The sequence below is a fragment of the Nocardiopsis sp. LDBS1602 genome, from assembly GCF_035818715.1.
In the GTDB taxonomy this organism is placed as follows: Bacteria; Actinomycetota; Actinomycetes; order Streptosporangiales; family Streptosporangiaceae; genus Nocardiopsis; species Nocardiopsis alba.
The window spans coordinates 185,249-208,834 of sequence record NZ_JAYLVW010000004.1; the positions used below are offsets into that span (position 1 = coordinate 185,249).

16 protein-coding genes are annotated in these 23,586 nt (G+C 70.8%); 5 read left to right on the forward strand and 11 right to left on the reverse strand.

Features of this window, described 5'->3' with window-relative positions; translation table 11 throughout:
• Window positions 1-59 precede the first annotated feature (59 nt).
• On the reverse strand, window positions 60-2,096 hold the full coding sequence (malQ, locus tag U9J66_RS16025) for a 4-alpha-glucanotransferase (protein WP_026124855.1): 2,037 nt from the start codon (window positions 2,094-2,096) through the stop codon (window positions 60-62).
• A gap of 161 nt (window positions 2,097-2,257) precedes the next feature.
• Here malQ and U9J66_RS16030 point away from each other — a divergent pair, with 161 nt between their 5' ends.
• Entirely contained in the window at window positions 2,258-3,661 is a 1,404-nt protein-coding gene (locus tag U9J66_RS16030) for an MFS transporter (protein ID WP_014911636.1), read from the forward strand.
• On the opposite strand, the gene U9J66_RS16035 is transcribed toward U9J66_RS16030, so the two are convergent.
• Window positions 3,558-4,997, reverse strand: coding sequence for an amidase (locus U9J66_RS16035; protein WP_017533762.1), 1,440 nt, complete (start codon window positions 4,995-4,997; stop codon window positions 3,558-3,560). The genes U9J66_RS16030 and U9J66_RS16035 overlap by 104 nt on opposite strands.
• 212 nt (window positions 4,998-5,209) lie before the next feature.
• On the opposite strand from U9J66_RS16035, the gene U9J66_RS16040 reads away from it, so the two are divergent.
• Entirely contained in the window at window positions 5,210-5,986 is a 777-nt protein-coding gene (locus U9J66_RS16040; protein WP_014911421.1) for a nuclease-related domain-containing protein, read from the forward strand.
• Between the two features lie 210 nt (window positions 5,987-6,196).
• Window positions 6,197-8,059: a dihydroxy-acid dehydratase gene (gene ilvD, locus U9J66_RS16045; protein WP_014911384.1), complete on the forward strand. Its 1,863-nt coding sequence runs from the start codon at window positions 6,197-6,199 to the stop codon at window positions 8,057-8,059.
• Window positions 8,060-8,131: 72 nt separating this feature from the next.
• Here ilvD and U9J66_RS16050 read toward each other — a convergent pair whose 3' ends face one another.
• Window positions 8,132-8,338, reverse strand: a complete 207-nt coding sequence (locus tag U9J66_RS16050) for an FmdB family zinc ribbon protein (protein ID WP_014909920.1) — start codon at window positions 8,336-8,338, stop codon at window positions 8,132-8,134.
• A gap of 132 nt (window positions 8,339-8,470) precedes the next feature.
• Window positions 8,471-8,971 (reverse strand): HNH endonuclease, encoded by a 501-nt coding sequence (locus U9J66_RS16055; RefSeq protein ID WP_014909715.1) that lies wholly within the window; start codon window positions 8,969-8,971, stop codon window positions 8,471-8,473.
• Between the two features lie 378 nt (window positions 8,972-9,349).
• Here U9J66_RS16055 and U9J66_RS16060 point away from each other — a divergent pair, with 378 nt between their 5' ends.
• Window positions 9,350-11,443, forward strand: coding sequence for a prolyl oligopeptidase family serine peptidase (locus tag U9J66_RS16060; protein ID WP_017533760.1), 2,094 nt, complete (start codon window positions 9,350-9,352; stop codon window positions 11,441-11,443).
• A 163-nt stretch (window positions 11,444-11,606) separates the two neighbouring features.
• Entirely contained in the window at window positions 11,607-12,029 is a 423-nt protein-coding gene (locus U9J66_RS16065) for an acyl-CoA thioesterase (RefSeq protein ID WP_017533759.1), read from the forward strand.
• A 16-nt stretch (window positions 12,030-12,045) separates the two neighbouring features.
• Here U9J66_RS16065 and U9J66_RS16070 read toward each other — a convergent pair whose 3' ends face one another.
• The 7 genes from U9J66_RS16070 to cobA form a co-directional block, all read right to left on the reverse strand.
• Window positions 12,046-12,594, reverse strand: a complete 549-nt coding sequence (locus tag U9J66_RS16070; RefSeq protein WP_017533758.1) for a globin — start codon at window positions 12,592-12,594, stop codon at window positions 12,046-12,048.
• A gap of 131 nt (window positions 12,595-12,725) precedes the next feature.
• On the reverse strand, window positions 12,726-14,390 hold the full coding sequence (ettA, locus tag U9J66_RS16075) for an energy-dependent translational throttle protein EttA (protein ID WP_014911447.1): 1,665 nt from the start codon (window positions 14,388-14,390) through the stop codon (window positions 12,726-12,728).
• Window positions 14,391-14,490: 100 nt separating this feature from the next.
• Window positions 14,491-15,636, reverse strand: coding sequence for a DUF4192 domain-containing protein (locus U9J66_RS16080; protein ID WP_161110365.1), 1,146 nt, complete (start codon window positions 15,634-15,636; stop codon window positions 14,491-14,493).
• Window positions 15,637-15,723: 87 nt separating this feature from the next.
• Window positions 15,724-17,076, reverse strand: a complete 1,353-nt coding sequence (locus U9J66_RS16085; protein ID WP_014910312.1) for a GGDEF domain-containing protein — start codon at window positions 17,074-17,076, stop codon at window positions 15,724-15,726.
• A gap of 418 nt (window positions 17,077-17,494) precedes the next feature.
• Window positions 17,495-20,131: a YfjP family GTPase gene (locus tag U9J66_RS16090; protein ID WP_326338058.1), complete on the reverse strand. Its 2,637-nt coding sequence runs from the start codon at window positions 20,129-20,131 to the stop codon at window positions 17,495-17,497.
• Window positions 20,128-22,011, reverse strand: a complete 1,884-nt coding sequence (locus U9J66_RS16095) for a dynamin family protein (RefSeq protein WP_017533754.1) — start codon at window positions 22,009-22,011, stop codon at window positions 20,128-20,130. Before U9J66_RS16095 ends, U9J66_RS16090 begins: the two co-directional genes overlap by 4 nt.
• 73 nt (window positions 22,012-22,084) lie before the next feature.
• Complete coding sequence (gene cobA / locus U9J66_RS16100; RefSeq protein WP_161110367.1) at window positions 22,085-23,365, reverse strand: uroporphyrinogen-III C-methyltransferase; 1,281 nt, start codon at window positions 23,363-23,365, stop codon at window positions 22,085-22,087.
• Between the last annotated feature and the right edge of the window lie 221 nt (window positions 23,366-23,586).

The following is a 23,586-nucleotide window of genomic DNA, read 5'->3' on the forward strand; positions in this document are numbered from 1 at the left end:
CCGTTCGGTCGACCGTCACGGCGGCCCCGGGGTTCCTCCCCGGGGCCGCCGTCGTGTTCCTAGTCCCGGGTCCAAAGACCCAGGGGGCCCAGGGCCCTGCGGATGCGGCCCACCATGCGCGGGTCGGCGGACAGTTCGTCCACCAGGACCGGTTCCCCTTCGCCGCTGGTGAGCGGGATCCGCCAGTTCGGGTACTCCGTGGAGGTCCCGGGTTGGTTCTGCATGCGCCGCTCCCCCACCACGTCGGTGAGCGCGACGCCCAGCATCCGCGCGGGGGTGGCCTTCAGGTAGGCGTGCATCGCCGCGACCACCGCCGGGGGGTCGGCCATAGGATCCACACCGGCGTCCAACAGGCCCAGTTCGACGAGGAGGTCCCGCCAGCGACCCACCCGCTCCTCGGAGTCGGCGAGTTCCTCCTTCAGAGGACGGTCGAGCAACCCCAGACGGGCGCGCAGGTCGACGTGTTCGGCGGACAGGTGGGAGGCCACCGGCGGGAGGTCGTGCGTGTCGACCGTGGCCAGACAGTCGCGACGCCACCGACCGGGGGCGATCGGGCGTCCGTCCTCGTCGTTCTCGAACCAGAGCACCGAGGTCCCGAAGACGCCCCGGTCGGACAGGTGCTCGCGCACCCACGGCTCGACGGTGCCCAGGTCCTCGCCGATCACGATCGCGTCGGCCCGACGCGCGGCCAGGAGCAGGGCCCCCACCATGCCCTCGTGGTCGAACCTCAGGTAGGTGCCCTGGTCCGGGGAGGCGCCCTCGGGGACGCACCAGAGACGGAAGAGACCCATCACGTGATCCATCCTCAGCCCGCCCGCGTGGCGCAGGTTGTGGGCGAGGATCTCCTGCAACGGCCGGTAGCCCGTACGGGCGAGTTCGGTGGGGTGCCACGGAGGCTGCCCCCAGTCCTGCCCGAGCCGGTTGAACTCGTCGGGCGGTGCCCCCACGTGCAGGCCCCGGACCAGGGCGTCGCCGTACATCCAGGAGTCGGAACCGCCCGGCCGGACCCCGACGGCCAGGTCGTGCACGATGCCCACGCTCATCCCGCCTTCGAGGGCGTTGCGCTGGGCGTGGGCGAGCTGTTCGTCCAGGATCCACTGGAGCCAACGGTGGAACTCCACCCGATGCCACCGTCGCAACGCCTCCTCGCCCACCGCGAGCGCGCCGACGTCGCGCAGGTGGGCGGGCCAGGTCCGGTGGTCGGGGCCGTACTCCTCCGCCAGCGCCGACCAGGTCGCGAACTCGACCAGGGGGCGGCCCTCCCGTTCCAGGTAGGAGCGGAGCCGCTCCTCCCGTACCGGGGTCCTGGGCACCTGGAAGAGCACCTCCAGCGCGGCGCGCTTGGCCTCCCAGACCGCGTCACGGTCCAGCAGGTCCGCGGTCCTGCCGCGTTCGCGCAGGGGGCGGGCCAGACGCTGCACGCTCTCGCGCCGGGTCGGGTCGAGGCGCGCGTACTCGGGCACGTCCTCGACCCGGATGTAGAGGGGGCTGGTGTAGCGCCGGCCGACCGGGAGGTAGGGCGAGGCCTCGATCGGGGGAACGGGCTCGGTGGCGTGGAGGGGGTTGATCATGGTGAAGTCGGCCCCCAGATCGCGGGCGCTCCAGTCGGCGAGTTCGGCCAGGTCGCGCAGGTCGCCGGTCCCCCAGGAGGCCCGGGATCGCACGCTGTAGAGCTGGGTCATCAACCCCCACAACCGGGGGTTCTCCCGGAGCGCGGTGGGTTCGATCCGATCGGGGACGACCAGCAGCGGGGCGGTGTGCTCTCCGTCCCGGTCGGTCACCCGCAGAGTGTGCGTCCCCAGTGGCAGGCCCGGGTCGAAGGGCAGCAGGGAACCGTCGGCGGTCTCCACCGTGCTGCGGACCCCCTCCGGCAGCACCGGGTCCGGGGCCTTGCCCTCACGGACCACGACGGCGGGCGGGAGCGGTCCGCGGCCCGTCTCCGGGGAGGACCCGGGGTCGGACGGATCCACCCCCAACGCCTCCAGGACATGGCGGATCGTCTCCGGGGAGACGGACACCCGCCGTCCCCGCCAGTCCTCGTATGCGGTCGCGACCCCGTACCGCTCGGCCACCCTGGCAAGCTGAACGTCCTTCACAGAGAACGATCATGCCCCACCTGGGCTTCCGTACACCGGAGGCCGACCCGGCGTGGGGGCGAAAGATCGCCCCCGAGCCGTCGACGAGGCCCTCGGGCGCTCTCCGGAACGAGTCCGATATCCCATCGCGCCCGAGACGGACGAACTGCATAATCGAAAGCGTGCTCGCCAACTACCGGCGCCTTTTCGCCGTGCCCCACGTCACGTCCCTTCTCGTGTGGTCCCTGACCGCCAGGTTCTACACGCCGGGACTGATGATCGCGGTCACCTTCCTGGTGGAGGGTTGGACCGGTTCCTACACCCTCGCCGGTCTGGTCGCGGGCGCCTTCACCCTGGGGATCGCGCTGGTGGGACCGTTGCGCGGACGGATGGCCGACCGCGGCGGCTCCGACCGGCTGGTGCTGGTGTGCGGTGTGGTGTTCACCCTGGGCCTGTTCGCCCTGGCCCTGTTGCCCGCCTCGCTGTGGTGGCTGTCGTTGCCGTTGGCCCTCGGAACAGGGCTGTTCGGCACCCCCGCCAACCAGATCGTGCGTGCCCTGTGGCCACGCCTGACACGAGGCCCCGAACGCCAGGCCATCTACGCGGCCGAGGCCACCACCCAGGAGCTCCTGTTCGTCTTCGCCCCGGTCCTGACCGCCGCCGTGGTCGCCATGGCCGGTCCCCGCCAGGCCCTGCTGATGCTGGGTGTGCTGGGGCTGTTGGGCGCGGTGGGGTTCGCCTGGGCGTTGCGCCGTGCCGGGGTGACCGGGCCCGCGCCGGTCGAGGAGGCCCTGGAGGGAGAGGCCGCGGAGAAGGGCGACAAGGGCCCTCGTGGGAGCCTGCTGTTCCATCCCGCCCTGTGTCTGCTGTTCGCGATGTGCCTGCTGATCATCTCCGGTGTGGTCGGGATGGACCTGGTCATCGTGGCCTGGGCCAACGAGCTCGGCGCGCCCCAGTACGTGATGGTCCTGGCCTCGGTCTGGGCCCTGGGTTCGCTGGTGGGCGGTGCGGTCTCCGGCATGTTGAAGGGGGCCCCTCGGCTCACTCTGCGGGCGTTCGCCGCCGCGCTGGGCATGGCGGTCCTCATCCCCTTCGTCCCGCCGATCTCCCACCTGCCCACCCCGCTGCTGATCACCCCGCTGCTGTTCGTCTCGGGGCTGGCCCTGGCCCCGACCCTGGCCGCCATGATGGGAAGGCTCGGCGATACCGCCCCCTCCCACCGTCGCGCGGAGGCGTTCGGCTGGATGTCCACCGCCATGAGCACCGGGGCCGCGGTCGCCGGCCCGCTCACCGGAGCCCTCGTGGACACCAACGGCATCGCGGGAGGGACGGTGGGCGCGGCCTCACTGGTCCTCCTCGCCGCGGTGCTCACCCTCTTCCTCCCCCGCACGGGGGCCTCCACCGCCTCTCCCGCGGACGTTCCGGAAGAGCCGGCGACCGACGGGACGGCCGTCCCCCTCGCGACGGACGGAGGCGATCGGATCAGTCCGTCCAGCCCTCGGGGACACGGTGGGCCCACGGTCGGGCCCGTTCCAACTGAGCGGACAGGGACAACAGCGTCCCCTCCCCGCCCATCCTCCCCGTGAACATCGAACCGATCGGCAGGCCGTCCTCGGTGTGGTGCAGCGGGACGCTCACCGACGGCTGCCCGGACACGTTGTAGACCGAGGTGAAGGGCGAGAACCAGGTCATCAGCCGGAACTCCGTCTCGGGGCCGTCCCCGGTGAAGTGGCCGACGGGGACCGGGGGCGACGCCAGCGTGGGACTGAGGACCACGTCGTAGACCTCATGGGCCGTGAGCATGGAGCGCGCCCCTCGTTGCAGACGGCCCCAGGCCGCGACCAGGTCGGGGGCGGCGGTGGAGCGGGCGCGCTCGCGCAGCCACCGGTTGATGGCGGTGAGCTCGCCCTCTCGGGCCGGGTCCACGGGGATGGTCGAGGCGACGGCCTCCCACAGGTACTGGAAGTCACGGGCGTAGGAGCCGCCGAAGTGGGCGTCGGTGGGGGTCTCGATCTCCTCCACCTCGTGCCCCAGGTCGGTCAGGATCCTCAAGGTCCTTTCGTGCGCGGCGAGGACCTCGGCGTGGACGGGGATCCCCGCCGTCCCGGTGTCGGCGTAGTGTCCGATCCGCAGCCGTCCCGGTTCGCGGAGGACGTGGTCGGCGAAGCTCGTACCGGGGGCCGTCGGCGGGGCCGGGTAGACGTCTCCGGGGGCGCTGTCCGCCATGACGTCCAGGAGCAGGGCCGCGTCCAGGACGGAGCGGGTCAGGGGCCCCGAGGTGGAGAGTCCGAACAGCTCGGCCCGGTCGGCTCCGGTGGAGATCCTGCCTCGGGTGGGCTTGAGGCCGAACAGTCCGCAGACGGAGGCCGGGATCCTGATGGAGCCCCCGCCGTCGCTCGCGTGGGCGACGGGCGCGAGTCCGGCCGCCACCGCGGCCGCGGCCCCTCCGCTGGAGCCGCCGGGCGAGAGCCGTGTGTCCCAGGGGTTGCGCGTGGGCGGGGCGACGTCGTTCTCGGTGTAGCAGGTCGACCCGAATTCGGGGGTGTTGGTCTTTCCGAGGAGGACCGCCCCCGCTTCGCGCAGTCGACCGACGACGGCGGAGTCGTTCGGGGCGACGAGATCGGCGTGGAGTCGTGAGCCGAAGGTGACACGGGCGCCCGCGAGGGGGTCCAGGTCCTTGATCGGCAGAGGGATCCCGAGAAGCGGGGGGAGTTCCTCCGGCGTGTCGCGAACGATCCGGTTTCGGGCATTACGGGCCTGTTCCAGGGCACTTTTCTCAAGGACCGAAATATAGGCACCGTAACGGTCGTCGAGACGGTGAATCCGGTCCAGATAGTGCTCAGTGATCTCAACAGGCGACAGTTCACCACTGCGGATCGACGCCGCGAGCCGATGAAGGGGAAGGTCGTGAATCCGTGTCATGCCGATCGAGATTAACGGGGTAGGGCAACGGGCACCACGGCGAATGAGGTAGGTCTTCTCTAGAGAGACAGAGAAAAGGAAATCCTTCCCCGCCCGAGGTATCCGAACACATGGAGGACCACGAGTACCAGGGAGGGAAAGTGTGAGATCCAATGCACTAGGACTCGCTTATGGATGGAACTACCCTGTCCGACGTGGAATCGGCAACCAGAGTGAACAGTCGTAGCCCATCGTCCGGCGGTTCGGATCCCGACCCGCCCGAAGCCCTCTTCTTCCCCAACCAGCGCAAGGAATCCAGCACCAAGGCCCTCTACGGTGCCCTCAAGGCCAACGACGCCATGCGTCGGTGGATCATCCGGAGCACCGTGGCCGCCCTGGTCGCGGGCGGCTGCGGCATGCTCACCGGCGACTGGCGGGTCGGAGTCACCCTCGGACTGATCACACTGGTCTCGGTCATGGTGTGGAGCTCGCGCAGGGAATCGGAGATCCCACGCTGGCGTAAGCCCTCGGCGGCACAGCGTCGCACCGAGGCCCAGCTCAAGGTCATGAAACAGCTCGGCTACCGGGTCCTGCACGCTCGCGCCGTGCCCGGCGGCAACGGTCAGATCGACCACTTCATCGTCGGTCGACGCGGCGCCTTCGCGATCGACTCCGAATCCTGGGACAAGCGCCTGCCCCTGCGCAACAAGCTGGAAAAGCTCTACCACGGGCGGTTCAGCAAGAACGAGAGGATCGACGAGGCCCTGGAGGAGGCCAAGCGGGCCGAGGAGCTCATCAGCGAGGAACTCGGCCGTGACATCAAGGTCCGGGCCTCCCTGGCCATCTACGGGCCCGGCATGCCCTGGGACAGCCACCGGCTGCGGGGCGTGGACATCATCACCGGGACCAAGGTCCGCAAGTGGCTGCGCACCGGCCGCGACCGGCTCAGTGAGACCGAGATCGAGGAGATCTATCAGGCCGCGAAGAAGGCTCTGCCACCCCGTTACTGACCCCGACCCCCTGTCCGCCCTCGGGCCCGGAGCCCCCGTACCACGGAGCCTCCGGGCCCGACGCATGTCCGCTCACCCCAGGGCGAACCAGGGCGAACATTCCCCGATGTCTCAGAATACGGAACAGCCGTCTCCCCGAGCGAGACCGAAGCTGTCCGCGAGGGGGGCTACCATCGTGGGGAAACACCTGTAACGAGGGGAGCCCAACCCATGCCGGCCCTACGCTCACGCACGGTCACCCACGGCAGGAACATGGCAGGCGCACGCGCCCTCATGCGCGCCACCGGTGTAGAGCGTGAGGACTTCGGCAAGCCCATCGTGGCCGTGGCCAACAGCTTCACCGAGTTCGTCCCCGGTCACGTGCACCTGCGCGAGGTCGCCGCGGTCGTCGCCGACGCCATCCGCGAGGCGGGCGGGGTCCCCCGCGAGTTCAACTCCATCGCCGTCGACGACGGCATCGCCATGGGCCACGGCGGCATGCTGTACTCGCTGCCCAGCCGCGAGCTCATCGCCGACTCCGTCGAGTACATGGTCAACGCCCACTGCGCCGACGCCCTGGTGTGCGTGTCCAACTGCGACAAGATCACCCCGGGCATGCTGCTCGCCGCGATGCGGCTGAACATCCCCACCGTGTTCGTCTCCGGCGGCCCGATGGAGGCCGGCAAGGTCACCGTCGTGAACGGCACCGCCACCACGGTCCGCAAGCTCGACCTGATCAACCCCATGATCGCCGCCGCCGACGAGAGCGTCTCCCAGGCCGAGCTGGACGAGATGGAGGAGAACGCCTGTCCGACCTGCGGTTCCTGCTCGGGCATGTTCACCGCCAACTCGATGAACTGCCTCACCGAGGCGATGGGCCTGGCCCTGCCCGGCAACGGCACCGTCCTGGCCACCCACACCGCCCGCCGGGCCCTGTACGAGGACGCCGGTCGCCTGGTCGTGAAGGCCGCCAAGCGTTACTACGAGGACGACGACGCCTCGGTGCTGCCCCTGTCCATCGCCACCCCCGCCGCCTTCGGCAACGCGATGGCCCTGGACGTGGCGATGGGCGGCTCCACCAACACGATCCTGCACCTGCTGGCCACGGCCACCGAGGCCGGTGTGGACTTCGGGCTGCCCGAGATCGACGAGATCTCGCGCCGGGTCCCCTGCCTGTGCAAGGTCGCGCCGAACACCGAGAAGTACCACATCGAGGACGTCCACCGGGCCGGCGGCATCCCCGCCATCCTGGGCGAACTGGCCCGAGGCGGTCTGCTCGACACCTCACTGCCCACCGTTCACGGCGAGACCATCGGCGAGGTGCTCGACCGCTGGGACATCGTCTCGGAGACGGTGAGCGAGGAGGCCCTGGAGCTCTTCCACGCCGCCCCCGGAGGCCGCCGCACCACCAAGGCCTACTCGCAGAGCGTCCGCTGGGACACGCTGGACACCGACCGCGAGAAGGGCTGTATCCGCTCCGTGGAGCACGCCTACACCAAGGACGGCGGGCTGGCCGTGCTGTTCGGCAACCTCGCCCCGGACGGCGCGATCGTCAAGACCGCCGGCGTGGAGGAGGAACTGTGGACCTTCTCCGGCCCCGCCAAGGTCTTCGAATCCCAGGAGGACGCGGTCGACGGCATCCTCAACAAGCGGATCGTCCCCGGTGACGTGGTCGTCATCCGCTACGAGGGCCCCAAGGGCGGCCCCGGTATGCAGGAGATGCTGTACCCGACGAGCTTCCTGAAGGGACGCGGTCTGGGCAAGGCCTGCGCGCTCATCACCGACGGCCGCTTCTCCGGCGGCACCTCGGGGCTGTCCATCGGCCACGCCTCCCCGGAGGCCGCGGCCGGGGGCGACATCGCCCTGGTCGAGGACGGCGACGTCATCGAGATCGACATCCCGAACCGGGGCATCGCGCTGCGGGTCCCCGAGGACGAGCTGGACACCCGACGCGAGCGTCTGCTCAAGGAGCTGGGCCGGTTCCGGCCGCGCGACCGCGAGCGTCCGGTGACCGCCGCGCTGCGCGCCTACGCCGCGATGGCCACCTCGGCCTCCACCGGCGCGGCCCGCGACATCTCCCAGATCGAGCGCTGACCGACCCGGGACCCACTCCCGAAGGACGTGGGCCCCGGGGACCCGACGTGGTCCCACCGGACCGTGGTCGGTTCAGGAACAGCAGCCGCCCCCGCAGCACCCGCCACCGGTGGGGGCGGCGGGGGCGGACGCGCGTCCGCCCACCGCGACGGTGGACAGCAGGCGCACCGTGTCGTCGTGCCCTCGCGGGCAGTCCGCCGGGGCGTCGGAGTCGGCCATGGGCCGGGAGAGCTCGAAGGTCTCGCCGCACTCGCGGCAGCGGAAATCGTATCTGGGCATGGGCTCAGGATAGATCCGCGCTCGAGGTCCCCGGCAGGGCGACGCCCCCGGAGCCGGGCCGGGGAAGGGCTCCGTCTCCGAGGGCGTTCACGGGACCGGGTGGGACGCGTGCCCCCGACCCCGCGGGCCGCCTCAGGCGGCCAGATGCGCCATGTACGGCTCCCACTGGGGGTCGCCGTGCAGGTCACCGTTGATCAACCGCCAGTGGGGTCCCTTGGGCACCTTGGGGGTGATGTGCAGTTCCCAGCCGATCTCGTCCAGGAACTTGTCCGCCTTGCGGTGGTTGCAGGGCTTGCAGGCCGCCACGACGTTCTCCCACACGTGGGCACCGCCCCTGCTTCGAGGGATGACGTGGTCGATCGTCTCGGCCTTCTTACCGCAGTAACCGCAGGTGTGCCTGTCTCTGCGCATGAGCGCCACTCGGGTGAGGGGCACCCTGCGGCTGTACGGAACACTGATGTAGCGCCTGAGCCGGATCACCGACGGCACGTCGTAGGAGCGGGTGGCCGAATGCAGCATCGCCCCCGTGCCGTCCTCGTGGACGACCTCCGCCTTCTCCCGCAGAACGAGCAGGATCGCTCTGCGTAGCGGAAGCGTCGTCAATGGTTCGAAGCTGGCGTTGAGCAGCAGCACGTGGCGGCGGGCGGTGCCTGGACCACCCTCCCGGCTGCGTCGGGCGCTCATCGCGTCACCCCGACGGTCGTCGCCGACCGCCGTGTCTCCTTCCCGGCCGGCCGTTCGGCCGCCCGGGAAACCTCCCTGTGCACCGGTTCGAAGACCGATGTCTCCTTACGCCTTGCCACACGGACCTCCCGGTGGTTCCCGCCGAGTTGCGTCCCGCATTCAGTTTGCTGGGTGGAACCGTCCCGGCGCCACCCCAATTTACGTCGGGCGTCCAGAAAACCGCTCGTTGTCGCTTTCTGGAACCCATTGTGCGGCCGAGAAGCCGGGTTTCACGTTGCCGCCGCGCCGAACACACACGGTGAGATATGGGTGGATAGGGTGCGAAGTATGAGCGAACTCCGCTATCCCCCGGCCCAACGGCTGGACATCCAAGAGAACCTGCACGGCCACATGGTCCGGGACCCCTACCGATGGTTGGAGGAGGCCGACTCCCCCGACACCAAGGAATGGTCCGACGCCCAGGACGACCTGTACCACCGACTCGGCTCCGAACACGTCGCCCGCGACCCCTTCGCCGAACGGCTCCGCTCACTCATGGGTGCCGGGAACGTGGGGGTGCCTGTGTGGCGGGGCGAGCGCCGCTTCAGCACCCGTCTCGGCCCCGGCCAGGAGCACTCCGTACTGTCCGTCCAAGACGGCGACGGCCCCGAGCGCACCCTGATCGACCCCGGGGTCCTGGACCCGAGCGGAACGACCACCCTGGACTCCTGGAGCCCCTCCCCCGACGGCCGTCTGCTGGCCTACCAGCTCTCCGAGGGAGGCGACGAGGAGTCCCTCCTGCGCCTCATGGACGTGGACTCGGGGGAGCTCGTCGACACCCCCATCGACCGCACCCGGTACAGCCCGGTGGCCTGGCTGCCGGACGGCTCGGCCTTCTACTACGTGCGCCGGCTGTCCACCGACCTGGTCCCCGAAGGCGAGGAGAGCTACCACCGCCGCGTCTACCTGCACCGGTTGGGAACCCCCGCCGAGGAGGACGCGATCGTCTTCGGCGAGGGCCGGGACAAGACCGAGTACTACGGCCTGTCCATCAGCACGGACGGCCGTTGGCTGGTGCTGTCCTCGGCCAAGGGCACCTCCGCCGCCATCGACCTCTGGGTCGCCGACCTGCACGAGGGCCCTCTGGAGAGCCCCCGCCTGGTCACCGTTCAGGAGGGCGTCGACGCCGACACCGGCGCCCGGGTCGGCCGCGACGGTCGCCTGTACCTGCTCACCGACCGCGACGCCCCGCGCGGACGTCTGTGCGTGGTCGACCCGGCCTCCCCCGGGTACGAGAACTGGACCACCCTGATCCACGAGGACGAGGAGGCGGTGCTCCAGGGACACGCCCTCCTCGACGGCGAGGAGCTCGACTCCCCCGTGCTGCTCGCGGTCTGGAGCCGGCACGCGATCAGCGAGATCACCCGCCACGACCCGGCCTCCGGAGAGCTCCTGGGCACCCTGCCCATGCCCGGGTTGGGGAGTCTGGCCGGTCTGACCGCCCGCCCCGAGGGCGGCCACGAGGCGTGGTTCGGCTACACCGACAACACCCACCCCTCCTCGGTCTACCGCTACGACGCCCGCGCCGACACGGTGGAGCGTTGGGCCCAGGCCCCCGGCGAGGTCGACCTGCCCGAGGTCCGCACCGAGCAGGTGTCCTTCACCTCCAAGGACGGCACCACGGTCCGGATGCTGGTCGTCTCCCCGGTCGCTCCGGCGGACGGCCCCCGGCCGACCATCCTGTACGGCTACGGCGGCTTCCAGATCCCGATGACCCCCTCCTACTCCGCGACGATCCTGTCCTGGGTCGAGGCCGGCGGCGTCTACGCCGTGGCCAACCTGCGGGGCGGCCTGGAGGAGGGCGAGCAGTGGCACCGCGACGGCATGCTCGGGAAGAAGCAGAACGTGTTCGACGACTGCGCGGCGGCCGCCGAACACCTGATCTCCTCGGGTGTCACCGACACCGACCACCTGGCGATCATGGGCGGCAGCAACGGCGGCCTGCTCGTGGGCACCATGGTCACCCAGCGACCGGACCTGTTCGCCGCCGCCGTGTGCTCGGCCCCCCTGCTGGACATGGTGCGCTACGAGAGGTTCGGGCTCGGACAGCTGTGGAGCGTGGAGTACGGCAGCGCCGACGTGCCCGAGGAGCTGGGCTGGTTGCTGGGCTACTCCCCGTACCACAACGTGCGTGAGGGCACCCGCTACCCGGCCGTCCTCTTCACCGTGTTCGACAACGACACGCGTGTGGACCCGCTGCACGCGCGCAAGCTGTGCGCGGCCCTCCAGCACGCCACCTCGTCGTCGATCGAGGAGAGCCCGGTGCTGCTGCGCAGGGAGGGAGAGGTGGGGCACAGCTCCCGTTCGGTGAGCCGCAGCGTGGAACTGAGCGCCGACCAGCTCGCCTTCCTCGCCCACCACCTGGGACTCTCGGTCGGCTGACCATCGACGCGGGCTCCGGGTGGGAGAGCAAGGACACAGGACCACCCGGGGCCCCGTCCGGTCCTCTTTGGAACAATGAGGGGTCGTGCCCCGACGTTCCCCGCCGGGCGCACCCGAGCGCAGGAGCCCCTCCGGGGGTGACCCGAGGGAGAGGACCCGCAACGTGACCCCGACCGAGACCACCGCCGAGACCAAGCGGTACGTGCACCACGCGCAGGTGCGCTACGCCGACCTGGACCCCCAGCAGCACGTCAACAACGTGCGGATGCTCACCTACCTGGAGGACGCCCGGGTCTCGTTCCTCAACCTGGGCTCGGTGGCGCGGGGCGATGGCTTCGGGGCCATGGTGGTGGCCCGTCAGGAGGCCGACTACGTCGCCCCGCTGCTGCCCCGGACCGACCCGGTGCGGGTCGAACTGTGGGTGACACAGGTGCGCAACGCCAGCTGCACCCTGGCCTACGAGATCCTCGACGACGAGCGCGTGTACCTGAAGGCCTCGACCGTCCTGGTCGGTTTCGACGTGGCGACGCAGAGCGCCCGGCGTCTGAACGACACCGAGCGCGCCCTGCTCGCCGAGTACTCCTGAGCGGAACCGCCCCGGCTCAACGCTTCAGTGAGATGGTGATGGCCTCGCCGTCGTCGTCACCGTCGTCCGAGCCGCCCGCGCGCACACCGCCGTCGGGTCCGACCGTCACCGAGGTCGGCTCGGCCACCTCCGGAGGCGTGGCCTCCTCCGGGACGTTGACCATGCTGTGCGCGGCCATGACCATGTACTCCCAGAGACGACGCTCCAGGCTCTGGGGCAGCTCCAGGGAGTCCACCGCGGCGCGCATGTGCTCCAGCCACAGGTCGCGCTCGACGGCACCGATGCGGAAGGGGAAGTGCCGCATCCGCAGACGCGGGTGGCCGCGCAGCTCGTTGTAGGTGCGCGGCCCTCCCCAGTACTGGATGAGGAACAGCCGGAGCCGTTCCTCGGCGGGGCCGAGGTCCTCCTCCGGATACATGGGTCGCAACACGGGGTCTTCGGCCACACGCTCGTAGAAACGGCGTACCAGGCGGGTGAAGGTCTCCTCCCCGCCCACGGCCTCGTAGAAGGTCGTCCGCACGGGCTCGTCGCCCGCGCTCTGGTGGTCATCACGCGCGGAAGTCATCGCCCCCAGGGTATGCGACGTCCCCCGTTCCGTCAGGTCGAGCCCTCCGGAGGGAATAGATCGACCATCGGGCACGAAAGGGCCCCGCCCTCCGAGGCCGGAGGGCGGGGCCGAACACAAGCGTTCCGCGTCTAGTCGCGGGTGAGCTTGCGGTGGGTGACCGCGTGCGGACGCGCGGCGTCCGGGCCCAGGCGCTCGACCTTGTTCTTCTCGTAGGCCTCGAAGTTGCCCTCGAACCAGAACCAGTTGGCACCACCCTCCCAGGCGAGGATGTGCGTGGCGACGCGGTCCAGGAACCAGCGGTCGTGGGAGGTGATCACGGCGCAGCCCGGGAAGTCCAGGATGGCGTTCTCCAGCGACCCGAGGGTCTCCACGTCCAGGTCGTTGGTGGGCTCGTCCAGGAGCAGCAGGTTGCCGCCCTGCTTGAGCGTGAGCGCCAGGTTGACGCGGTTGCGCTCACCACCGGAGAGCACCCCGGAGGACTTCTGCTGGTCCGAACCCTTGAAGCCGAAGGCGGCGACGTAAGCGCGGCTCGGGATCTCGACCTTGCCGACCTCGATGAAGCTCTCGCCGTCGGAGATGGTCTCCCAGACGTTCTTGGTGTCGTCGATACGACCCCGGTACTGGTCGACGTAGGAGATCTGGACGGTGTCACCGACGTTGATGGTGCCCTCGTCGGGGGTCTCCTCGCCCACGATCATCTTGAACAGCGTGGTCTTACCGACACCGTTGGGGCCGATGATGCCGACGATGCCGTTGGGCGGCAGCGAGAAGCTGAGGTTCTCGATGAGCACCCGGTCGTCGAAGCCCTTGGTGAGGTTCTTGACCTCGACCACGGTGTTGCCCAGACGCGGACCCGGCGGGATCTGGATCTCCTCGAAGTCCAGCTTGCGGGTCTTGTCGGCCTCGGCGGCCATCTCCTCGTAGCGCTGGAGACGGGACTTGCTCTTGGTCTGACGGGCCTTGGCGTTGGAGCGGACCCACTCCAACTCCTCCTTGAGACGCTTGGCCTTCTTGGCGTCCTTCTGCCCTTCGACCTTCAGGCGGGCCTGCTTGGTCTCCAGGTAGGTGCTGTAGTTGCCCTCGTAGGGGTAGAACTGTCCCCGGTCCAGCTCCAGGATCCAGGTCGCCACGTGGTCCAGGAAGTACCTGTCGTGGGTGATGGCGATGATGGTGCCGGGGTACTTGGCCAGGTGCTGCTCCAACCAGTTCACGCTCTCGGCGTCCAGGTGGTTGGTGGGCTCGTCGAGCAGCAGCAGGTCGGGGGCCTCCAGCAGGATCTTGCAGAGGGCGACCCGGCGCTTCTCACCACCGGAGAGCTGGGTGACGTCGGCGTCCCCGGGCGGGCAGCGCAGAGCGTCCATCGCCTGCTCGAGCTGGCTGTCCAGGTCCCAGGCGTTGCGGTGGTCGAGCTGCTCCTGGAGCTTGCCCATCTCCTCGAGAAGATCGTCGGAGTAGTCCGTCGCCATCTTCTCGGCGATCTCGTTGAAGCGGTCCAGCATCGCCTTGGTCTCGGCGACGCCGTCCTGCACGTTCTCCAGGACGGTCTTGGTCTCGTCGAGGTGCGGCTCCTGGGCGAGCAGGCCCACCGTGAACCCCGGCATGAGTCGCGCCTCGCCGTTGGACGGCTGCTCGATGCCGGCCATGATCTTCAGCAGCGTCGACTTACCCGAACCGTTGGGTCCCACGACACCGATCTTGGCTCCGGGCAGGAACGAACCCGAAACGTTGTCCAGGACGACCTTGTCGCCATGCGCCTTGCGCACGTTTTGCATGGTGTAGATGTACTCCGGCATGCCTCCAGCCTAGGGCGTCGGGAGATGTGCCGGGGCCACGAGTTCCGTGCGACCTCCCCCGCCCCACAGGGGTTCGCGACCCCTCCTGTCCGATTCATCCCTATGGGCGCCCTTCCGGTGGGTCGTCGGGTTCGGGTTCCCGCTCCAAGGTCGCCCGTGTCAGGCCCTCGGCTCCCCCGTGTTCGGCCACGTATCCGGCCCAACGGTCGGCGGGCAACCCCCAACTCAAGGCCCGTTCCATCAGCACCGCCATCGCGTACCCGGGGGCGGCCTCGGTGGCGACCCGCAGGGCGGCCCTGGCCAGAGGTTCGTCGTCCAGCTGCCAGGCCGCGACCGCGAGCAGGGCCGCCGGAGCGGCCCGATGGCGTTCGGGGACGTGGCGGGCGACCCTGGACCACAACCCGAGGTGGAGCCGGGCCGTCTCCGGGGTGATCCCGGCCCAGACCGCGTCCCGAGCCCGGAGATCGAGCAGATGGACCCCGAGCGCCGCCAGGGCGCCGGGGTCGGTGACACGCCCCTCCCGCTCCCTCCGGACCGCCCTGAGCACCGAGGGGACACGACCCGCGGCCCGGGGGTCCTCGCGCCGCGCGCGTTCCTCCTCGGCCGCGGCGGCCCGTTCCGCCGTCGCGCGGGGCGTGCCCTCGACCGGTTCGAGCAGGGCCCGGATCCGGGCGTCTCGTACCGGTTCCCCGGGTTCCGGGCCCGGGAGGGGGATCGGTGCGGGTCGAGGGGCGAGGGGGTGCCCTTCCTCCGGGCAGCAGTCGGCTCCTCGGCACAGGTAGGAGAGGTAACGACCGTCGGTGATCCGCAGCGCCTCCGGCACCGCCAGGCCCGCCGTCCCGGCCGCCACGAGCAGCGAGGTCACGTGGGGGTCCACCCGTTCCGCCGGGCCGAAGGCGATCACCAGGATCGAGTCGGCCGAGGAGCGCAGGGCGATCTCCACCGCGCTCGAACCGCCGTGTTCGGTCGCCGAGGTCCGCTCCAGATGGTCGAGGGGGCCGTACAGCACCCCGAGGACCTCGTGCCGGTCCAGGACCAGGGTGACGACCGCGTCGACGAGCGGTCGGCGGACCAGGCGGGGCAGGATCGCCAGGAGGTCGTTCGCGTCGTTCAGCCGTAGTGGGGGGCCGAGGGTCGGCGGTCGAGGGCCGGGGCCGGCGCCCCCTCCGTCGAAGGTGGCGGGGCCGTCGGTGGGTCGGGGAAGGTCGTCGGGGTCCGGGGAGGGTTCGTACCGATCACGAGGCATGTACTCACGTTCGGTCACCGGGCGGTGACGGCGCAAGCACGGGTGTCGGAGCCTGTGGACAACCCGCGCGCCTCCCCGACCCGCCGCTCAGAGTTGATCGGCCGAACCGCCGGCCCGGTGGGTCTCCCCCTCGCGGGGGCCGGGGATCTTCCCGCTCACCTCGGGCCGCCCCGCGGGCAGGCAGACCCGGTCGCGGCCGGTCTCCTTGGCCCGGTAGAGCGCGAGGTCGGCCGCGGTGAGCAGCTCGACGAGATCGTCGCCGTGGTCGCCGACCACCGCCACACCGATCGAGATGGTGATCGACACGGGGACGTCGTCCACCGCGATCTCCATCCGGCCGACCTGGGAGCGCAGTCGTTCCGCCGCCTGCCATGCCTCGGTGGTGTCCGCGCCCGGCAGCAGGACCACGAACTCCTCGCCCCCGAAGCGACCGAGCAGGTCGGACTGGCGCAACTGCTGGGAGATGGTGGTGGCCACCCCCAGCAGGACCTGGTCGCCGAAGAGGTGCCCGTAGTTGTCGTTGACCCGTTTGAAGTGGTCGATGTCGACGATGAGCACGGCGGCCTGACCGGACGAGGAACGCGCGCGGGCGATCTGCGCCGCCGCCTCCTGTTCCCAGGTGGGGGCGTTGAGGAGCCCGGTCTTGGGGTCGGTACGGGCGGCGGTCTGCAACTGCTGGTAGACGAGGCTGCGCTGGAGCAGGAGCACCGGGGGAACGGCGATCACCAGCAGGAACAGGGAGAGCTGCGCGAGGATGGCGACGGTGACGCCGACACATAATTCGACGGAGTCCACCAGGAGCGCCTCACGGTCCCACATGCTCGGCGTGCTGCCGGCCCCGGTGCTGAGCCGGGCCGCGAAGAAGACCAGGAGGGTGTTGAGCAGCGTGAAGACGGCGCAGCAGGCCAGGGCCAGGAAGACGCCGTTGACGGTGGTCAGGGTCTCGTGCGCGGAGGAGGTGCCGCCGATCCCGGCGATCGGTCCGTTCTGCCCGCTGTTCCAGAGCACCGAGGCCAGGAACCCGGAGACGCCGACCGAGGCGGCGTTGAAGACCCTGCGGTGCAGGAGCGCCCGCCTGCTCCTGCGTTGCAGGATGAGGAAGACGGGCGCGGGGATCAGGAGCGAGTACAGCGGCGGCAGCAGGAGCATCGCCGGTAGCCACCAGGCGCCCAGCAGGTCGCGGCTCACGCCTTCGGGGATCCCGATGCGCCGGATCGCCTCCACGCACACCACGGCGCACAGTGTGAGGGCGACGAAGAGCGTGAGGTCGTAGGCGGTGAACACCGTCTGCGCGGCGGCCACCCCGAACAGGAACAACGCGACGAACACCAGTAGGACCAGGTAGACGACCAGCCCCGGAGGCTGTCGGAAGACCGGCCAGGACCGCCAGGCCCCCGGCGGGCTCCCCTCGGGCGCCATCGGCTTCTCCGAGATACTCACCGTTCCGTCCTCCCCCCTCGTTCCGCCCTCTGCCCTTCGGCCTCTGGGACTCTGATGTGCCCACCGCCTCTCACGGTTCTCCCTTCGACGAACCGGATTCGCCCCGCGTTCCCCCGCGATACCGTTCGGTCACCGGAACCGGCGAACAACCTCCCTGGTCGGCGCCTCGGCAAGCACACCCTCCCCACTTTACATTACTTTGGGTAATAACTTAATCGCCGATTGTATGTGACTCGTGGGTTGGGGACACGGTAGCCCTCACCCTGTGTCCCAAGGGAGTTGACAAGAGTCACGATTTGCCTTCTACCAGCCTGAATTCGCTCCAATACATACGAACGGGGACGAATCGCCCTTAGGCGATCCGCCCCCGATCACCCGTCGTCCCCGAGACATCACCCTCGGACGACGGTTTCGATCCTCACTCCTCGTGCGCCCCGTGCCGTCGGCCGGCCCGCCGATCCCCAGGCACCGCCGCCTCGTAGGCCTCCCGGAAGGCGCGATAGCGCTCCAGTTCCTCCTCCATCGGGGCCACGACCCGCTGCGCGGCGATCTCCCGGACCCGCTCCAAAGCGGTCCGTTCGACCTCCTCGCGGCGCTGGACCGCGGCCACCTCGACGAGGTTCCCGCAGCCCACGCCGGTCAGCCATCCCACCACCAGGCCGGCCGCCACCACGGCACCCGAGTAGGCGATGAAGAGCGGATCGTCGAACATCCGCAGTCCGGTGATGCCACCGCCGATCAGACTCACCGACGACACCAGGGCCCAGAGAAGGCCGATACCGGCCACCGTCAGCAGCGCGTACTGCACCGCCCGGGCCGGACGCCACCATGAGGGACTGCGATCCGGGTCGCCGACCGCGCCGGAGACCGCCTCGCCCAGCTCCGCCGACAGCTCGGACAGCCCCGAACGGGCCGCCGCGCGCATCCTCCGACGCCAGAGCGAGGGCATCTCCCGCGAGATCTCGTCCGCCGCCTCGCCCAGGGCCGTCTCCAATTCGGCCTCGTGGGCGTCGACCGGGCCGCCGACGCCGGGCTCGGCCCGACGCAGGAAGTCCAGCTGGACGGCGGCCAGCGGGTCCTTGCGCAGGCTGGAGGCCCGGCGCGCCACCGGCCAACCGACCCGACGTTTGCCACGACGGACCTCGTTGGTCTCGACCACGTCGGCCACCGCCGCCACACCCGCGGCGTCGGCGAGCCCCTCCTGGACACGGGAACGCACCCGCTCGGAGACGGTCCGGGGGATCTCCCCCGTCCCCCGGAACTCCTCGAACGGCTCGACGACCTGGTCCAGGTCGGCGACCAGACGGTCCACGAGGGCGCGTCGCTCTCCGACCGTCTCTCCTAGGAACCCGCGCAGTTCGTCGATGCCCTGACCGGTGAGGGTCGAGGTGGTGATCACCCGGGGGTGCACCCCCGACTCCGTCTCCAGGAGACGGCGCAGGTCCGTGAGTAGCTCCTCCAGCTCCTCGGGTTCGACCTTGTCCACCTGGTTGAGGACCGCGACGGTGACCGCGCCGTGCCCGGCCATCTTGGCCAGGTAACGGTGGTGGACGGCCGCGTCGGCGTACTTCTGCGGGTCCAACACCCACACGAGCAGGTCCACCGAACCGATCAGCCGATCGGCCTCGGCCGTGTGCACGCTGCGCACCGAGTCGTGGTCGGGCAGGTCGAGCAGGACCAGGCCGGTCAGCGCCGAGTCGCCCGTGTCCAGGACGCTGGTGCGCGAGTGTCGGTAGCGGGTGGGCACGCCCAACCAGCTCAGCAGGGCGTCGGCGCCCTCGTGTCCCCACACGCAGGCGTGCGCCTTGGACGTGGTGGGTCGGGTGACCCCGATCTGGGAGAGCTCCAGTCCGCACAACGCGTTGAACAGGGAGGACTTACCGCTCCCGGTGCCACCGGCCAGGGCCACGACCGTGTGTTCGGCGGACAGGCGCAGACGCGCCCCCGCGTGGTCGAGGAGCTGTCCGGCCCGGCCCGTCGCCTCCTCGGGCAGGTCGTCCCCGCCCAGTTCGACGAGGGTGCTCAGGGCCTCCAGCCGCCCGATGAGCTCCGAGCGGGTGGTGGCCCCGGCCGTGCTGGGACGGTCGTGGTCGGTGAAGCGGTACTCCTCCTCGACCTCCTCGGTCCTCCCGGTCGCCTCCTCCTCGGTGGGGCGCTCGGGGACCGTGGTGTCGGGCCCGATGGCGCGGAAGGCGCCCGAGACCGCGGAGGGTCCGGGGACCCGGCGGGGCAGAGGCTCCGGTTCGTCCGGCTCCTTCACCGCCCCGGTCTCCTCCGGGACACGGTCCTCCGCGGACGGCCCCCCGGTGTCCTCGCCCTCCTCGTTCTCGTCCCCGTCCTCGTCGGTCTGCGGGTCGGGGACCCAGGTGGCCTGGGAACGGGGATCGCCCGCTCCGGGCGCGGGACGGGCGCCTCGACGATCGGGTTCCTGTTCGGCCACGGCCTCATCGGGCTCGGCCTCGGCCTCGGCGGGCTCGGGTTCCGGGTCGACCTCGGGCTCGGGCCGGATCGCCGGGAAGGCCCCCGTGTGACGGCCCGCGATACGCGCGTCGTCGGCGGCCTCGGTGAGGCTGCCGACCCAGCCCGCGAGGTTCTCGGGGTCGTCGTGGTCGCCCTCGACCGGGGCGCGCCGCGCCTCTCCGGTCAGGCGGGCGTGCCGCCCGGAACGACGCCTGCCCTCGCCTCGCGTCTCCTCGGGCTCGGCCTTCGAGGCGGCGGGTTCACGACGCGCCTCCGTGCCGCTCTGGAGGGCTCCGTGCGCCGCGCCGGCTCCGGAGGGGTCCGGGTATCCGGTGATCCCGTCGTACGCGGGCTGGTCGTCGACGCCCCTGATCCGCTCCTCGGCGTGCTCGGGATGTTCGGGGACCGGCATGGTGTAGCCACGCCAGGGGCCGCTCTGCTGCTCACGCACGCGGGGCGCGGTGGGTTCGGGCGCGGGGTCGTCGACCCACGGCCCGGGACCCGCCGTACTCTCGCGTTCGGTGTCCTCACCGGTGGGGCGAGGTTCCCCGCCACCGGTGTCCCCCGCCTGCGCGGGGTTCCATTGAGTCGTCATCGTGCAATCTCAAGGTTGTACGTGGCCTGGTAGAGCTGGACGGCGCTGTCGTCGGACGGGATGTCCGCGCCGGACAGGGCGGTGTCGAAGGGGACCCGCTCGTACGCGAGCAGGCCGAGGACACGTCGACGCAGGTTCTCCCGCGCCGATCCGCCGATACTGCGCAGTGACTGCGCGCCGAACAAGCCCTTGAGCAGGCGTTGTGGGGAGGGGCCGGAGGACTCGGCCGCGTGGGCTCCGCCTCCGGAACGGGTCTGTTCGTAGCCGAGCAGGTCGATGATCATGACCAGGGCGACGACGTCGTGGTCGAAGGAGACGAAACGGGCCACCGAGCGTTTGGTGGCGCCGTCCGCGGCGGTCAGCTCGGCGATCTCGCGCTGCCACTCGCCGATCTCCTGGCGCATCTGGCGGGCGAGGTCCATCCCGCCGGGGTTGGCCAGGGCCTTCTCGACCAGGGCGTCGCCCCCGGGCACCTTGCGCCACCGCTGTTCGACCCGCTCGGCGGCGCGTTCCGCGGCGGAGACCACAAGGGCCTCCAGGGAGTCGCGCACGGCGTCCTCCAGGGCACCGACCCGACGACCGCGTTCGGCCTGTTCGGAACGGCCCTTGCGGGAGCGCTTGCCCCGAGGACGCATGCTCTTGGCGAGGTCGCCTCCGGCGGTGACCTCCTGCCAGCGGGCCAGCAGGGAGCCGCGCAGGAGCGACCCGTCGCCCAGGGAGGTGTCGATACGGTCCTGGGCGTCGGAGTAGGCGTCGTCGACGACGGCCCCCAGGGCGTGGCCCGTCTCGATCTGCCGTTCCACCTGGCGGGCAAGTTCGGGGACACGGGTGCGGAAGCTGTCGATGACACCGATGAAGGTGCGACGGGACACCCGGTCGCGCTGTTCGGCCTCGCCCGCCACGTCCGCGAGGTACTCGCGAATGTGGTCGGCGACGTTGGAGGTGAAGCGCTCTCCCCGGATCTGGTCGGTCTCGGGGATCGCGAACCTGGCGGCGTGGCCGAGGCCGTTGGCCTCCAGCATCGCGCCGAAGTGGTCGAGGAGACGACGACGCCCCCTGCGCGGCACCCGGGAGAGCACCACGGCCATGGAGGTGTCCCGGTCCCGGGCCACCTGGAGGAACTCCCACACCCGGGCGTCGGCGTAACGGCCGCTGGTGGTGACGAACACCCACAGGTCGGCGGCGTCCAGGAACTTGGCCGCGAACTCGTGGTGGGCGGAGACGGCGGAGTCGACGTCGGGGGTGTCCAGCAGGGCCACGCCCTGAGGCATCGCCTCGGTCGCGGCCAGGACCAGCATGCCGTCCTTGCCGGGCATGGCCAGACCCTGCTGGCGCACACGGGGCAGGGAGGGGATGAAGGAGGCCTCGCTGAACCAGTCCACGTCGGCCGGGTTACAGGCCAGCACGGGGCTGTTGGTGGTGGGGCGGCGCACGCCTGTGGTGGTCACCTGCTCACCGACCAGGCTGTTGACCAGCGTGGACTTGCCGGCACCGGTGGAACCGGCCACGGCGATGAGCAGAGGGATATCGGGGCGTCGTACCCGGGGCAGGACGTAGTCGGAGAGCTGGGCCAGGACGTCCGCCTTCAGGGCCCGTCCCTCTTCGGCCCCGTCCAGACCGTCGGCGAACTCCAGGTCCAGGACCTGCTTGCGCAGAGTCTCCAGAACCTGTTCGAAACGGCTGTCCTCGCCGGTGGGGGCACGGTGTTTGGCCTGCCCGGAGGGTAGAGGGACGGTGGGTCCTCGACGTTCTCCGTCGAGGTCGTCGGCCGCGGGGCCGAGGCCCGGGCCGGTCTGGTCTGAGGTGGCGTCCGGTCCGGCTTCGAACCGGTCCGGGGCATCGGATTCCGAGGTGTCCGATGCTGCCGACGGCCGGGTCATGATCGGTATGCCCTCCTCATCGGTGCTGAGATCCCCTCGTCGGCGCGGCGAACGCGCGCCTGGATCGAAGGTGTCACGGAAGATCGCGCCCGGTCGCCAGTCGCTCCGGCTCGTACTGGGCACCCGTGTGCAGTATGTCAAGATCCCGAGCCGTTTTGACCACTTCTCCGATGATCACCACGGCGGGGGGCCGCACGCCGGCCGATCGGACCGTTGCGGCGATGTCCGCCAGCGTACCCGTCACCGTTCGCTGTCCCGGCAGGGTCGCCTCCTGGACCACCGCGACGGGGGTGTCCTCCGACCGACCGTGCGCGATCAGCGCCTCGGTGACGGCCTCGATCCGTTCCACCCCCATGAGGGCGACGACCGTACCGTGGGCCCGGGCCAGCCCGGCCCAGTCGACGGTGGAACGCGGGTCGTCGGGGGCCACGTGCGCGGAGACGATGTGGATGTCCTGGGCGACGCCCCTGTGGGTGGCGGGCACCCCGGCGGCGGCGGGCGCGGCCAGGGCGCTGGTCACCCCGGGCACCACGGTGACCGGGATCCCCGCGGCGGCGCAGGCGGCGGCCTCCTCTCCCCCTCGTCCGAAGAGGAAGGAGTCCCCGCCCTTGAGACGGACGACGAAGAGGCCCCGGCCCGCACGTTCGACGAGCACCTCGTTGATGGCCTCCTGCGGCATGGAGCGGCCGTAGGGGATCTTGGCGGCGTCCACGATCTCCACGTCGGAGGGCAGTCCGTCCAGGAGCGAGGTGGGCGCCAGACGGTCGACCACCACCACGTCGGCCTGGGCGAGCAACTGCCGCCCCCTGACGGTGATGAGGCCCGGGTCACCGGGGCCGCCGCCGACCAGCGCGACCCCGCGCAGGCGCTCCCGGCCGCGGCGGGCGTCCAGGGTGCCGTCGGCGAGGCCCTCGGTGATGGCGTCGCGCAGGCCCGCCGCGCGCCGAGGGTCGCCCGAGGCCAGGACACCGACGGTGATGCCGTTGGCGGAGCCTCCCGCCGGTGTCCACGCGGAGGAGGTGTGCCGATCGTCGGCACGCACGCACCAGACCCGGGCGCCTTCGGCCTCCTCGGCCACCTCGGCGTTGATCCCCGGGTCGTCGGTGGCGGCGTGCACCAGCCAGAAGGCGGGAGCCTCGGGCCCCGAGACGTCCCCCGCCCGCCAGGCACGACGGAGCCAGGTGATCCGCCCGGCGGCGGCCAGATCCTCCAGGGCCGGGGAGACCTCGGGGGATATGAGGGTGATCCGGGCCCCCGCCTCCAGGAGCACGGGGACACGGCGCTGGGCGACCCTGCCCCCGCCGACGACAAGCACGTCACGGTCCCGCATGCGCAGGCCCAGGAGATAGGTCACGGATCGCACCCCTCATGGTCGTCCGTGCCGGCCCCCGACGTCGGCGGCGGGGTGCGCGCGCGGGGCCCTGCCTCGGCGCGCCGCCGGCGATGTTCGGCGATTGGTTCAAATTACCTTGCCGAAACGGTGTCACGTGGAGGTCAAGGAGCGGGCACGGGAGAGGTGATTCACACCGTGCCCGTCCTCACGTCCGGGCGTCTCACGCGCCCGGTCCGGGCCGC